Origin of the sequence: Cellulophaga sp. F20128 (assembly GCF_023015805.1) — a bacterium.
GTDB lineage: Bacteria > Bacteroidota > Bacteroidia > Flavobacteriales > Flavobacteriaceae > Cellulophaga.
This window is the reverse complement of the sequence record NZ_JALKBA010000003.1, coordinates 201675-215828: the sequence shown is the minus strand read 5'-3', so window position 1 is coordinate 215828 and position 14154 is coordinate 201675. Positions and strand designations below refer to the sequence as shown.

Annotated in this window: 8 protein-coding genes; all 8 read left to right on the top strand. The window is 35.7% G+C overall.

Annotated elements, in window-relative coordinates; genetic code table 11:
- Positions 1-12 precede the first annotated feature (12 nt).
- The 8 genes from MWU65_RS04830 to MWU65_RS04795 all read left to right on the top strand — a co-directional run bounded on the left by MWU65_RS04830 (position 13) and on the right by MWU65_RS04795 (position 14149).
- A complete protein-coding gene (locus MWU65_RS04830; protein WP_247076048.1) occupies positions 13-1464 on the top strand; it encodes a SusD/RagB family nutrient-binding outer membrane lipoprotein in 1452 nt (483 codons plus the stop codon).
- A 165-nt stretch (positions 1465-1629) separates the two neighbouring features.
- Positions 1630-3237 (top strand): sulfatase-like hydrolase/transferase, encoded by a 1608-nt coding sequence (locus MWU65_RS04825; protein WP_247076047.1) that lies wholly within the window; start codon positions 1630-1632, stop codon positions 3235-3237.
- 37 nt (positions 3238-3274) lie between these two features.
- Positions 3275-5725 carry a glycoside hydrolase family 95 protein gene (locus MWU65_RS04820; RefSeq protein ID WP_247076046.1) on the top strand — a complete coding sequence of 817 codons (2451 nt, stop codon included), beginning with the start codon at positions 3275-3277 and terminating at the stop codon, positions 5723-5725.
- A gap of 757 nt (positions 5726-6482) precedes the next feature.
- Positions 6483-8936, top strand: coding sequence for a glycoside hydrolase family 95 protein (locus MWU65_RS04815; RefSeq protein WP_247076045.1), 2454 nt, complete (start codon positions 6483-6485; stop codon positions 8934-8936).
- Between the two features lie 2 nt (positions 8937-8938).
- Positions 8939-9976 (top strand): alcohol dehydrogenase catalytic domain-containing protein, encoded by a 1038-nt coding sequence (locus MWU65_RS04810; RefSeq protein ID WP_247076044.1) that lies wholly within the window; start codon positions 8939-8941, stop codon positions 9974-9976.
- Between the two features lie 6 nt (positions 9977-9982).
- On the top strand, positions 9983-10945 hold the full coding sequence (locus MWU65_RS04805) for an aldo/keto reductase (protein ID WP_247076043.1): 963 nt from the start codon (positions 9983-9985) through the stop codon (positions 10943-10945).
- Position 10946: 1 nt separating this feature from the next.
- The gene (locus MWU65_RS04800; RefSeq protein ID WP_247076042.1) at positions 10947-12560 is read left to right on the top strand and encodes a sodium:solute symporter; all 1614 of its coding nucleotides are present in this window, start codon (positions 10947-10949) and stop codon (positions 12558-12560) included.
- 32 nt (positions 12561-12592) lie between these two features.
- Entirely contained in the window at positions 12593-14149 is a 1557-nt protein-coding gene (locus tag MWU65_RS04795; protein WP_247076041.1) for a sulfatase-like hydrolase/transferase, read from the top strand.
- Positions 14150-14154: the final 5 nt, after the last annotated feature.

Here is a 14154-nt window from a genome sequence, read left to right as displayed (position 1 = left end):
TCAAATAACAAAATGAAAACACATATAAAACTATTATGCGCTAGTGTACTTCTCACTTTCACAGTTGCATGTACAGATGATTTCCAAAGTATAAACACAAGTCCCAATAGCTTAACGGAGGTACCCTATAAAACACTTATTACAAATGCACAAATAAGCATTTTAAATTCTTACAACCCTGTAATAAATGAAGTGGTAAGCTGGGCTAGGTATAATGTCCGTGATGTATACGTACATAATGACAGATATCAGATGACGGGAAGTGAAACAAATTTCAATGTGTATAGCGGGCATCTTAAAAATTTACAAGTTGCCACTAAACTAGCCTCTGAAGCTGAAGATAATAATGCTATAGCGGTAGCTAAAATCTTAACTTCATACGCATTTCAAAATTTAACCGATTGGTATGGAGATATTCCTTACTCTGAGGCATTAAATGCGGACAGTTCTGAAAATGCAACCATATACCCAAAATATGATTCACAACAAAGCATTTACACCGATATTATAGCTCAATTAAAATCGGCCAATGCAATGATCGATGCATCAAAAAATATCGGTTCTGCTGATGTTATTTTTAATGGAGATATGTTGCAATGGAAAAGATTTGCTAACTCCCTACTACTACGTGTGTATATGAGAATGTCTCTAAAAGACCCTATTACTGCACAAAATGGTATTGAAGAAATTATGGCTGATTCTAACACGTATCCTATAATAGATTCTAATGAAAACGCGGCGTTCAAATATTGGTTGGCCGATGACGCAGTATACCGTAGTCCTTACTATATGAACCCTACCCAAGCTGCTAAACAAGAAAATGTAACCTCTGCTTTTCTAATTGATTTTTTGAAAACCAGAAATGACACAGATCGATTAGCCGTCTATGCGGAACCTGCTGCTAGCTCAGGAGAATATGTAGGTATTCCACTGGGAACATTGGGACAAAACACCCCAGATTTATCAATAATGGGGGTAGCAGAATTTAGATCCTTAGATTCCCCTACCCGAATAATGCGTTATTCTGAAGTCCTTTTTATTATTGCCGAAGCCGCATTAAACGGATGGAATGTAGGGATGACTGCACAAGAGGCCTATGAAGCAGCAATCACTGCAAGTTTTAATGAATATGGCTTAGAACCTGGTAGCTATCTATCAGAACCACTAGTTGATTTTAACGGAGGAGAAGATCAACGGGAATTAATTGGTGATCAAAAATGGTGTGCACTATACCCTGATGGAAATCAAGGCTGGGCAGAAGTTCGCCGTTCTGGATACCCTACATATGTAGCAACCACAGAACCAGTTGAATCCCTTTTTCCAGGAAAAGGAATAATGGTTAGAAAACCATACCCACATACAGAAGCTGTTTCTAACCCAGATGGTTTCAATGGTGCCTTAGAAGCACAACCCGGTATTATAGACGAAAAATTTGGTGCTGGTGTTTGGTGGGATGTTGATTAAATAGACTAAAAACAATACCTAAAAAACGATGAACCTTTTGTCTCTTTTTTTTGAATAAAGGAAGTATCAATTCATCAAATTAATATGGAATATATTCATAACACTATGAATATATTCCATATTAATTTTAATTATAATGCACAATAAGTAATTTTAATAATGCATATGAAAGTAAACAAGATTATACCATCGCTATTAACCCTATCCGTTGGTGTATTATGGGTTACTAGTGTTTCCTTAAAAAAAGAACTCCCTAGGGTTCCAAGCAATGAACGGCCAAACATTATTTTTTTACTAACAGACGATCAACGCGATAAAACTTTCGGTGCTATGGGGCACCCCGTTTTAAAAACCCCTCATGCAGATAAACTAATTAATGATGGTGTCTGGTTTAATAATACCTACGCCGTAGCACCTGTATGCTCTCCTAGTAGAGTCTCAATATTTACAGGAATGTATCAACGAGTGCATGGTGTAGGCTTTTCATCGAGCTATCAAATCACAGAAAATCAATGGAAAAATTCGTACCCACATGTACTTAAATCTAATGGATACTATTCTGGTTTTGTAGGTAAATTTGGTCTTGAGTATTATACATTTAAAGGACAAACTTCTGAGAAATTTGACTACTGGGCAGCACATGACGGTTGGGCAGATTTCTGGCCAAAAGGAGTTGAGGGTTTTGAAATTTATTCAGATGCCAAATCTGAAATCATTACCCCAATTATGGGAGAAAAAATTGAAGATTTCCTAAACACTGTTCCCACAAACAAACCGTTTACTTTATCAGTAAGTTTTTCTGTACCCCACGGCAGCCAAATAGCATCTATGTACCCAGACAATAAAATAGCCGCAAGATGCAGGGTTCACGCTAATGAGTATTCTAAATTAAAAGGCATGCCATTTTACGATACTTTATACAGAGATGTAAACATATCCATCCCTGAAGAAACTGCTACAAACCCTTATATTCATATCCCAAAAAACGTGCTTGACCAAACGAAAGGAAGAGCCACAGGCACTTACAAATATGATTATGAAATAGAAAGCTGTAAGGAACATTACGTTCGCTATTATCAGCAAATATCCGCTATGGACAAAGTAATTGGAGATATGGTTGCATCCCTAGAAGAAAAAGGGTTAAGTGATAATACCATCATAATTTTTGCCAGTGATCACGGCCTTTTGATGGGAGAATATGGAATGTCTGGAAAAGCTTTATTGTATGACAAGGCCAGTAAAATACCGTTTTTCATTTATGACCCTAGGCTTCCTAAAAACAAGAGAGGAATAAAAATCGAAGAATTAGTTTCAACTATTGATATCCCATCTACAATTCTAGATTATGCAGGAATAAAACCTGCCGAAGATATGCAAGGCGGAAGTTTAATACCATTAATAAATGGTACTACAGATGAATGGAGAAAAGAACTCTTTCTAGAGAGCTTATTTACGGGAAGAGACAACCCTTTTTCTGAAGGCATACGAGTAGGCGATTGGAAATACATTAGAATGTATGAGCATCACAAATGGAGCTGGACAGAAAATGATATTGATTTTAAAGAAAAAACCATAGCGTTTGAACAATTATTCAACTTAAAGGATGACCCAAATGAAATGAATAACATAATAGGTGATTATGAAGGCTCTAAAATTTTAAATGAGTTAAGACGTAAAACAGCACAACAATCCGAGAAAAAAAACTTAGAAAGAGAAACATATAAAACAAACAACCCACTTTCAATACAGCTAAAAAACACGAACATCAATTAAAGTAATTCAATCAATTTTTTATAAAAATCAATAACTTATGAAGGCAAATAAAATATTAATTCTTACTCTTTTTCTTATCTATGGCTATAGTTCCATCGGTCAAAACAATAAAAGTATAAACTCTCAAAATAATTTTGACCCAGCTACAGTCATGTGGTACTCTAAGCCTGCTTCTATTTGGGAAGAAGCCTTACCTGTTGGCAATGGTAGATTAGGGGGTATGGTGTATGGTAGACAAGGAGAAGAAATAATACAATTTAACGAAGACACCTATTACACTGGAGGCCCTTATAATACCGTAAATAAAGGTGCTTACAAAAACTTACCAGAAATTCAACAACTTATCTTTAACGGTGAACCTATAAAAGCTCATAAGCTCTTTGGCAGAACTATGATGGGTATGCCTGTTGAACAAATGAAATATCAATCATTGGCAAACCTCCACCTATCTTTCAAAGTAGATAGTGTACAAAACTATGTAAGATCTTTAGATCTAAAAACGGGTGTGGTTACAGTAAAATATAAACACAAAGGCGTAAATTATACCCGAGAAGTATTTTCTTCAGCTATAGACCAAACAATTGCAATACGTATTACTGCCGATACACCGGAAAGTATAACTTTAGATGCGCAACTTAGAGGCGTAAGAAACAATGCTCATTCTAATTATGCCACTGATTATTTTCGAATGGACGGAGTTGATAACAATCAATTAAAATTAACTGGGAAATCTGCTGACTATCTAGGAGTAGAAGGTAAATTACGTTACGAAGCTAGAATAAAGGCTATACCTGAAGGTGGAACTATAGAAATTGACGATACTGTACTTAGCATTAAAAATGCCAATGCAGTAACCCTATATTTTGTAGCTGCAACAAATTTTGTGAATTACAAAGATGTAAGCGCTGACCAACATGCCTTAGTTGAAAAAATGTTAGCAAAATTAGAGCAACGTTCATATGCCAACATCAAAGTCGATGCCTTAAACGACCACAAAAAGTTTTTTGACAGAGTTTCTATTACTTTACCTACTACGGAAAACTCTTTCCTTCCCACAGACGAACGGATGAAGAACGTGCAAACTAATCCTGACCCTCAATTAGCTAGTCTAGCCTATAACTTTGGTCGTTACCTTCTAATATCATCCTCAAGACCAGGCACCCAACCCGCTAATTTACAAGGTATTTGGAACAATAAGATGAACCCAGCTTGGGATTCCAAATATACCACCAATATAAATATTCAAATGAATTATTGGGCTGTAGAGACTGCCAACCTTCCAGAGTTATTAGAACCTTTAACCACTATGGTAGAAGAACTTACCGACCAAGGTTCACAAGCAGCGAAGGAGCTTTATGGGGCAAGAGGCTGGGTTTTCCATCAAAACACTGACTTATGGAGAGTAGTTGCTCCAATGGATGGCCCTACTTGGGGTACTTTTACCGTTGGCGGCGCCTGGTTAACAACACATATGTGGGAACACTATCTTTTTACACAAGACAAAGAATTTCTAGAAGAATTTTATCCAACAATGAAAGGTTCTGTTCAATTTTTTATGGACTTCCTAGTTAAATACCCTGGACAAGATTGGTTGGTAACCAATCCATCAAATTCACCAGAAAATCCACCAAAAGGAAAAGGGTATAAATACTTCTATGACGAAATAACGGGTATGTATTACTTTACCACCATAGTTGCTGGTTCTACCATAGATATGCAAATTCTAAAAGATCTTTTTAATTATTATGCTTCTGCCACAGAAGTTTTAGGAAAGGATAAAGAATTTGCTAAGGAAGTTCTTGAAGCAAGAAGTAAATTAGTTCCTTCACAGGTAGGTAAAGACGGTACGCTTCAAGAATGGACTGAGGATTATGAACAAATGGAACCAAATCACAGACATGCTTCTCATTTATATGGTTTATACCCTGGCAATGTAATATCTATTGATAAAACCCCGGAATTAATTGAACCAGTAAAAAAAGTATTGGAACTAAGAGGTGATGAAGCTTCTGGATGGTCTAGAGCATGGAAAATGAATTTATGGGCTAGACTCCGTGATGGCGATAGATCTAATAAAATATTCAAAGGCTATTTAAATGATCAAGCTTATTCATCACTATTCGCAATCTGTGCCAATCAATTCCAAGTAGATGGCTCATTTGGAGTAGCTGCTGGGGTTACTGAAATGCTAATTCAATCCCATGAAGGCTATATCGATTTATTACCTGCATTACCATTAGAATGGACAGACGGTCAATTTGACGGTGTATGTGCAAGAGGAGGCTTTGAACTAGACTTTAAATGGAAAGATCAAAAAATAACTTCAGCTACCATCTTATCCAAAGCAGGTATGCCCTGCTCTTTAAGAGCTGGAACTAAAACAAAAGTCATTTCTGAAGGCAAACAAGTAGTATTCAAGAGACTTAATAACGGGTTAATAACATTCAACACAAAAAAAGGAAAAACATATACTGTTACAAACATTTAAAATCAGTGGTGACAAAAAGGTTCTTTGGAAATGCCAAGGAACCTTTTTTATAAAGCAATGACTATTCTTCTCATTAATACTACAAAAAAGGTTATGCTACCTTGTTGAATAAACTTGAGACCAATCAAGAGATTCTCTTCCCACTTATCAAACTTTATTACGGCATTTTCTAAATTAATTATTACATTAAATTCAATCTCTAAAAATTTAGGAGTTACAATCAAAGCTAATACCACAAAATACTGTATACTTCTTGATTAAACTTTTGAATAACTTACCCAAATCCATTAAAAAAACACTTCAAGGACTTAAATAAACAAAATAGTACAGTCTAATGTCAACATAAGCCTACTATTATACTTCTAATATTCTTAAATTTATATTCTAGTTCTTACTGTAGAAAAACGTTTAAAAATACAAGCCGTAAGACAGCTAATACTATAGTAATAATGGTAAGATTTAATAGAGTAATACTAAATATTATCAACTACCAATTAAGATTATATAAAGTACATAATTATGGAATTAGTAGCTTGATATAAATTAAATTATAGTTTTTATTTTGAGTTGAATTAGTTTAGTTAGGAGTAGCACCAGATTTATCTCTGCTACTCCTTTTTTTTAGACTATACAACCAGAAAAAATTGACACCTTGAATAGCTTACTATATTAAAAAAAATTATAAGATTAACCAATTTGATTAACGCCAAAATTATTTCTGAGAAGCACAGTTTTTTTAAAAAAAAAATTCAATAACATGAACACAAAGCATTTCTTATTTTTCTATTTTTTATGTATCACGGTCGTTAGTATAGGCCAAACTGCGGATACGGCAACAGTTAGTACAACCAAACAAAGTGATTTTGATCCAGGAACTGTACTGTGGTTTGACGAACCTGCAACCATTTGGGAAGAAGCTTTACCTGTTGGTAACGGTCGTATTGGTGCAATGGTTTATGGAAAACAGGATGAGGAAAAGATTCAGTTTAATGAAGAAACCTACTGGTCTGGCGGCCCTTATTCTACGGTTACAAAAGGAGGCTTTAAAAAACTTCCAGAAATTCAAGAATATCTATTCAATGACGAGCCAATAAAAGCTCATAAGCTATTTGGACGTGCACTTATGGGGTATCCTGTAGAACAACAAAAATACCAATCCTTAGCAAACCTTCATTTGAACTTCAAAAAAGACAGTGTAGTAAATTACAAAAGGTCCTTAGATTTAAAAACAGGAATCGTTAGTGTAACTTATACTACGAATGGAGTTAATTTTAAAAGAGAAATTTTTGCTTCTGCCGTAGATCAAACTATTGCAATTAGGATTACAGCCGACAAACCTAAAAGTATATCACTAGAGGCTCAGCTAAGGGGGGTTAGAAACGGATCTCACTCCAACTATGCAACGGATTACTTTAGAATGGATGGCATAGGAGAAAATCAACTAAAATTAACTGGAAAATCTACAGATTATATGGGTGTAGATGGAAAGTTAAGATACGAAGCGCAGATTAAAGCCTATCAAGATGGCGGGGAAATGCAACGTGATGATACAATCCTATCTATAAAAAATGCAAATTCAGTTACTTTATATTTTGTAGCGGCCACAAATTTTGTAAACTACAAAGATGTTAGCGCAAATGAACATGAACGCGTACAAAACATGCTAGCCCATGTAGAGAATACCAATTACGACAACATTAAAAAATTAGCCCTTAAAGATTACAAAAATTATTTTGACAGGGTATCCCTGACCCTACCAACAACGGAAAACTCTTACCTTACTACAGATGAGAGAATGACAGAAATACAATCGAACCCTGACCCCCAATTAGCGACATTGTGTTATAACTTTGGGCGTTACCTTCTTATTTCTTCTTCTAGACCCGGCACTCAACCCGCCAACTTGCAAGGAATTTGGAATAATGATATGAATCCGGCTTGGGACTCCAAATACACAACCAATATTAATACTGAAATGAATTATTGGGCTGCTGAAAGCGCTAATTTATCTGAACTTACTGAGCCATTAACCACAATGATTAAAGAACTAACAGATCAAGGTTCTGAAGTAGCTAAAGAGCACTACGGCGCAAAAGGATGGGTATTTCATCAAAACACAGATTTATGGAGAGTTGCTGCTCCAATGGACGGACCTACTTGGGGAACGTTTACTGTTGGCGGTGCATGGCTAACTACCCATATGTGGGAACATTATCTTTTTACACAAGACAAAGAATACCTAGAGGAAATCTACCCTACAATGAAAGGGTCTGTTGAATTTTTTATGGATTTTCTTGTTGAGTACCCCGGAACTGGTTGGTTGGTAACCAACCCATCAAATTCCCCTGAGAATCCGCCAAAAGGAAAAGGATACAAATACTTTTATGATGAGGTAACTGGAATGTATTATTTCACTACTATAGTTGCAGGCGCAACTATGGATATGCAAATATTAAAAGATTTATTTAGCTATTACAACTCGGCAGCTAAGGTCTTAGGTGTAGACACGGAATTCGCAAAGAAGGTATCAGAAGCTAGAAAACGTTTCCCTCCATCACAAATAGGAAAAGATGGTATGTTGCAAGAGTGGACTAAGGATTATGAACAAATGGAAGATAAACACAGACATTTTTCTCATCTCTATGGTTTATATCCTGGAAACGTTATTTCATCGAATAGAACCCCTGAATTTATAGGGCCCGTAAAAAAAGTATTAGAGCAACGTGGCGATGGCGGAACTGGATTTTCAAGAGCATGGAAAATGGCACTATGGGCAAGGCTTTATGATGGCGACAGGGCTAACAGTATTTTTAAAGGATATCTAAAGGAACAGTGCTACACCTCTCTATTTGCTAAATGTGGCAAACCACTGCAGGTTGATGGCTCTTTTGGAGTAACCGCTGGTATTACAGAAATGTTAATTCAGTCCCATGAAGGCTATATAGACCTATTGCCAGCCTTACCAGGTGAATGGTTCGAAGGTCAATTTAATGGTGTTGTAGCCAGAGGCGGATTTGAGCTTAATTTTAGTTGGAAAGATCAAAAAATTACCACTGTAGATATCTTGTCAAAAGCGGGTACTGTTTGTCGTATTAAAGCGGCAAAAAACACCAAAGTTTATGTAGATGGTAAGCAGGTTAAAACAAAAAAACAACCCAACCAAACTATAGAATTTGCTACCGTTAAAGGTAAAACATACACGATTAAATAAATATGAAATCATTCTTATTATACGGAAAAAAAGATGTCCGTTATTCCGATATACCATACCCAGAACCTACTGAAAATCATGAAGTTATAGTAAAAGTGAAATCTGTAGGAATTTGTGGCTCAGACATTCATTATTACAAGGATGGTAAAATTGGAGATTTTATTCCAAAAGAACCCTTTGCTTTGGGTCATGAATTTTCTGGCGTTATAGAAAAAGCATCTCCATTACACCCAAGGCTAAAAATTGGAACCAGAGTAAGTATCAATCCGTCTAGACCCTGTAAAACATGTACTACATGTAAAGCTGGAAAGCAGAATTTATGTCCCGATATGAAATACATTGGATCCGCAAGTGTTTACCCACATCTTAATGGAGGGTTTTCTGAATACATTAAAATACCTGCGGAAAATTGTGTGACTCTTGAAGATTTTATCAGTTTTGAAACTGCGGCTCTTTTAGAACCACTTTCTGTGGTTCTACACGCCCTATCCTTAGCAGGTGACATCAAAAGAAAATCTGTTTTAATCACAGGCGCAGGAACTATTGGTCAGTTGTGTCATATGGTTGCCAATCTCTACACAGATGAAGCCGTTGTAATTACAGACATCAGAGATTCTGCCTTAGAAAAAGCACAAGAAATTGGAACAACTGCGGCCCTAAATCCAAAAAACTCCAATTTTGAAACAGAGGTAATATCCTATGCTCCGGAAGGATATGATATTTTACTGGAAGCCTCAGGTGCCAATACTATATTAACCAATTCTGTGAAATTTTTAAAAAAAGGAGGAAAAGTAATTCAATTAGGAATGTTTGGAGATGGTGCACAATTTCCTTTTGCAGCCTTTATGAAAAACGAATTAACATACCAACCGTCTTTTCGTTTTAATAATGAGTACGAAAAAGCCCTAGAACTTTTACAAACCAAACAAATAGATTTAACTCAGATTATTTCTGATCGATTTCCGTACGATAGAATTCCAGATGCTATAGAAAAGGCTTCCTGCTCACTAAATGATATAAAAATCATCATAGAAAACTAAATAACCATGAACTATAATACATTAGGAGAAACTGACTTACTAGTAAGTGAATTGGGTTTTGGAGCTTCAGGACTTGGTGGCATGTTCGAAAAGATAAATGAAAGTGATGCACTTAATACCATTCACAGTGCATTTGATAGAGGTATAAATTATTTTGATACCTCGCCAGCTTATGGAAGAAATAGTTCCATTTTTGGTCCAGTTACCTCCGAAATCATCTTGGGTAAAGGGCTTAAAGATATTGATCGTTCTAAAATTGTCTTATCTACAAAAGCAGGGAAAAATGCTTCCTTACCACCGGAATTTAATTTTAAATACAACTCCATTATAAATTCTGTTGAATCTAGCTTAAAGCGGTTACAAACAGACTATATAGACATCGTTTTTTTACATGATATCGAATACAATAAAGGAATGCATTTAAACCTTGCCATGAGCGAAGGGCTAAATGCCCTTACCCAATTAAAAAAGGAAGGAAAAATTAGGAATTTTGGCATTTCTTGTTATTCTGTTGATGTCTTACAAAAAGTAATTCAAAATTATGATATGGATGCCATTTTAGTTCACAATCATTATACACTAATTAATGATTTATTACTAGATTTAATGCCAAAAATAAAAGCTAAAAAAATGGGATTAATCAGTGCTTCTCCTTTCGCTAGTGGGTTATTAACACATCAAGGGCCTCCAGACTGGTACCCTGTAACCTCTAAAGAAATTTGCTGCATTAATAAAGCGATTCAATTTTGCTCGCAACACAATGTTACTTTTGAGAAAATTGCATTACAGTTTGCCTTGAGCAATGTTGAAATACCCACAACCTTATTTAGCTGTACCAATGCACAAATTCTTGGCAAAAATGTCGATTGGATTGAGGAACCGCTCGATGATACCGTAATTCAAGAAGTTTGTTCCATCTTAGAACCATTGAGAAATATAGACTTCGATTTCGGCTCATACAACGATTAACATGGAAAATATAGATTTAGCAATAATAGTAGTTTATTTAATAGGTATAGTTGCACTTGGTATTTATACTACAAGAAAAACAAAGATGACCTCCGATAACTATTTCCTAGCAGGGCGTAGTTTAAATTGGATTGTAATTGGTGCTGCTCTTTTTGCTAGTAATATATCTACAATTCATTTAGTAGGATTGGCTGCTTCAGGCTTTGAAGATGGCTTGGTTTGGGGTAATTTTGAATGGATGGCCTCTATTGTCCTTATATTTTTAGGGCTCATTTTTGCTCCTTTTTACTTTAAAAGTAGAATCTCAACTTTGCCTGAATTTTTAGAAAAAAGATACGGGTCTTCATCACGTTCTTTTTTAGCATTTATGGCTATCATTGGTGCGTTATTTGTCCATATTGGAATGAGTCTTTATGCTGGGGCTATCGTATTTAAATCCTTTTTCGGGATCGATGTTTTTGTTTCTATATTAATAATTTCTGTTATAACCGCAACCTACACAATTTTAGGAGGTTTAAAAGCTGTTGTGGTGACAGAAACAGTGCAAACCGTAGTTCTAATTGTAGGCGCTGTAATCCTCACTATATTCGCAATTAATGAACTCCCCGAGGTTGGCATTAACTCCTTAGCTGATTTAAAAGAGAATATAAAACCAGACCAATTAAGTATGCTCAGAAGCGGAGATAATGCCGGTAATTCCGGCTTGTCTTGGTATGCTATTTTCTTAGGTTATCCCATTTTAGGCCTTTGGTATTGGTGTTCAGACCAAACTATAGTTCAACGGGTTTTAGCTGCAAAAAGCGAAGATGATGCTCAAAAAGGTCCGATTTTTGCCGGATTTTTAAAAATATTGCCTGTATTTATTATGGTGCTCCCAGGCGTACTAGGTTATGTTTTATTTAAAGACAAGATAACAGATAGTAATGAAACCTTACCTGTACTTATAAATGAATTATTACCAATCGGAATTAAGGGTATTTTTGCCGCTGCTTTATTATCAGCCCTAATGAGTACCATTGCTGCAGCCCTTAATAGTTGTTCTACCTTAGTAGCAATTGATATCGCAAAAAGAATAAAACCTTCATTATCGGATAAAAAACAAGTACAAATAGGAAAGTATGTTGCGGTTGTAGTTATGATATTAGCCATAGCTTGGTCTACTCAGGGAGGAAGATTTAATAGTATTTTTGAAGCAATTAATAAAATTGCTGCTGCTTTGGCACCACCAATTGCAACTGTATTCCTCTTTGGTGTTTTTAGTAAACGAGGAACAAAAGAAGCATCATTAGTTACTTTAATCTTTGGGTTTCTATTGGGAATAGCTGCATTTTCTGCAGATTTCATACCCACACTTTCAGAACAACCCAGTATAATAACAGACCTCTGGGGAATACCATTTATGATGCAAGCTTGGTGGTTATTCTGTATCTGTTCAGTAGTGTATTTTACAATTAGTTATGCTACACCAAAACCTAATATTGAACAATTAAAATACACTTGGGATAATCCATTACAATTCCTAACAAATAAAGAATTTACTGGCCTTAAGGATGTGCGATTGTATGCCGGTCTCTTATTAGTAACTATTGGAATATTATATTTTATATTTCAATGATAAATTATACTCTATTAAATCAATAACTCAAAATGAGAAAACCTTTTAAATTAATACAATACGCATTTCTTTTTTTAATAGTAACCCTAACTTTTAGTTGCAATACTAAAAAAAAGGAAAAAGAACATAAAGAGGAAGTAGCCATAAAACCCAATATAATTATATACCTCACTGATGATTTGGGTTATGGTGACTTAGGTGTTTATGGTAACCCTATTGTTAAAACACCTGGTATAGATAAATTTGCTTCTGAAGGTGTTTTACTTACAGATTTACACTCTGCAGGAACGGTATGTTCTCCGTCTAGGGCTGGACTCTTAACCGGAAAAAACCCTTATAGGAGTGGGTTTTATTACCTACAAGGGTATGCGGGTACACATTTAAGAGATAGTGAATTAACCATTGCAGAACTCCTAAAATCAGGAGGGTACGAAACTGCTTTTATGGGAAAATGGCACCTTTCTAGATTAGAAAAAACTACAAGAGCCAAAGAACCTAGTCCTAGTGACCAAGGCTTCGACTATTGGTTTGCTTCTACCCATAATGCATTTCAAGGTCCTAAAAATTTCAGAAAATTCATTAGAAATGGTGAAGATGTTGGTGAAGTAGATGGATGGTATTGTGATGTATTAACTGAGGAAGCATCAGATTGGATCACTAATAAAAGAGACAAGAGTAAACCTTTCTTTCTTATTGTTTCTACTCATGAACCTCACACTCCACTTGCTCCACCAGAAGCGTATAGCGAAATGTATAATAATGCAACAGTAGACAGTTTAGAGCAATCTATTAGCTACGGTGGCGTAGCAAGACCTGATTATGATATTAGCGCAAACAAAAAAGAATATTACGGTACTATTTCACAATTAGACAAAGCTTTTGACAACTTACTACAAACAGTTGAGAACCAAAATTTAACTGAAAATACCATGGTTATTTTTACTAGTGACAATGGCCCAGAAACTCCCGTTAACCTAGAAGAATCTAAAGGGGAATGGGAAGATCCAATTCGCGATTTCTGTTTTGGAACGCCTGGCCCTTTAAGAGGAATGAAAAGGTACCCCTACGAAGGCGGACATAGAGTACCAGGTATTGTGCGTTACCCTGCTAAAATTACAGCAGGTACAACCAGTGATGAAATGGTTGTAGCCACTGACTTTATAGTCACTGCCGCCGCCCTAGCAGGCGTGCCAATCCCTAACGATTTAAAGTTAGATGCAGTCGATGCTTTCCCTGCCTTTCTAGGGCAAAAAATAGAAAGAGAAAAACCATATCTATGGCTTTTCCCTACACATGAGGATACCTATTTTAGAATGCCACATATGGCTATGCGATATAATGATTATACCCTTATTGGCCAGTTTCCAGATAAGAAAGATGACGTTACGATCATGGAATGGATGAAAACCTCTATTCCAGTAACCTTTGAACTGTATAATTTGGCAACAGATCCTGAACAAAAAAATGATCTTATAGCCTCCAAGCAAGATGTCCTTGCTAAATTAAAACCTATTATGCTATCCGAATGGATATCGATAAGAGATGAAGGTCCTTACTGGGAGAAATTAAACCAAACTGTTAAAAAATAAATAGT

Coding starts and splice junctions, on each gene's coding strand:
- MWU65_RS04820 (WP_247076046.1), top strand. CDS start 3,275: ATGAAGGCAAATAAAATATTAATTCTTACTCTTTTTCTTATCTATGGC.
- MWU65_RS04805 (WP_247076043.1), top strand. CDS start 9,983: ATGAACTATAATACATTAGGAGAAACTGACTTACTAGTAAGTGAATTG.
- MWU65_RS04830 (WP_247076048.1), top strand. CDS start 13: ATGAAAACACATATAAAACTATTATGCGCTAGTGTACTTCTCACTTTC.
- MWU65_RS04815 (WP_247076045.1), top strand. CDS start 6,483: ATGAACACAAAGCATTTCTTATTTTTCTATTTTTTATGTATCACGGTC.
- MWU65_RS04795 (WP_247076041.1), top strand. CDS start 12,593: ATGAGAAAACCTTTTAAATTAATACAATACGCATTTCTTTTTTTAATA.
- MWU65_RS04800 (WP_247076042.1), top strand. CDS start 10,947: ATGGAAAATATAGATTTAGCAATAATAGTAGTTTATTTAATAGGTATA.
- MWU65_RS04825 (WP_247076047.1), top strand. CDS start 1,630: ATGAAAGTAAACAAGATTATACCATCGCTATTAACCCTATCCGTTGGT.
- MWU65_RS04810 (WP_247076044.1), top strand. CDS start 8,939: ATGAAATCATTCTTATTATACGGAAAAAAAGATGTCCGTTATTCCGAT.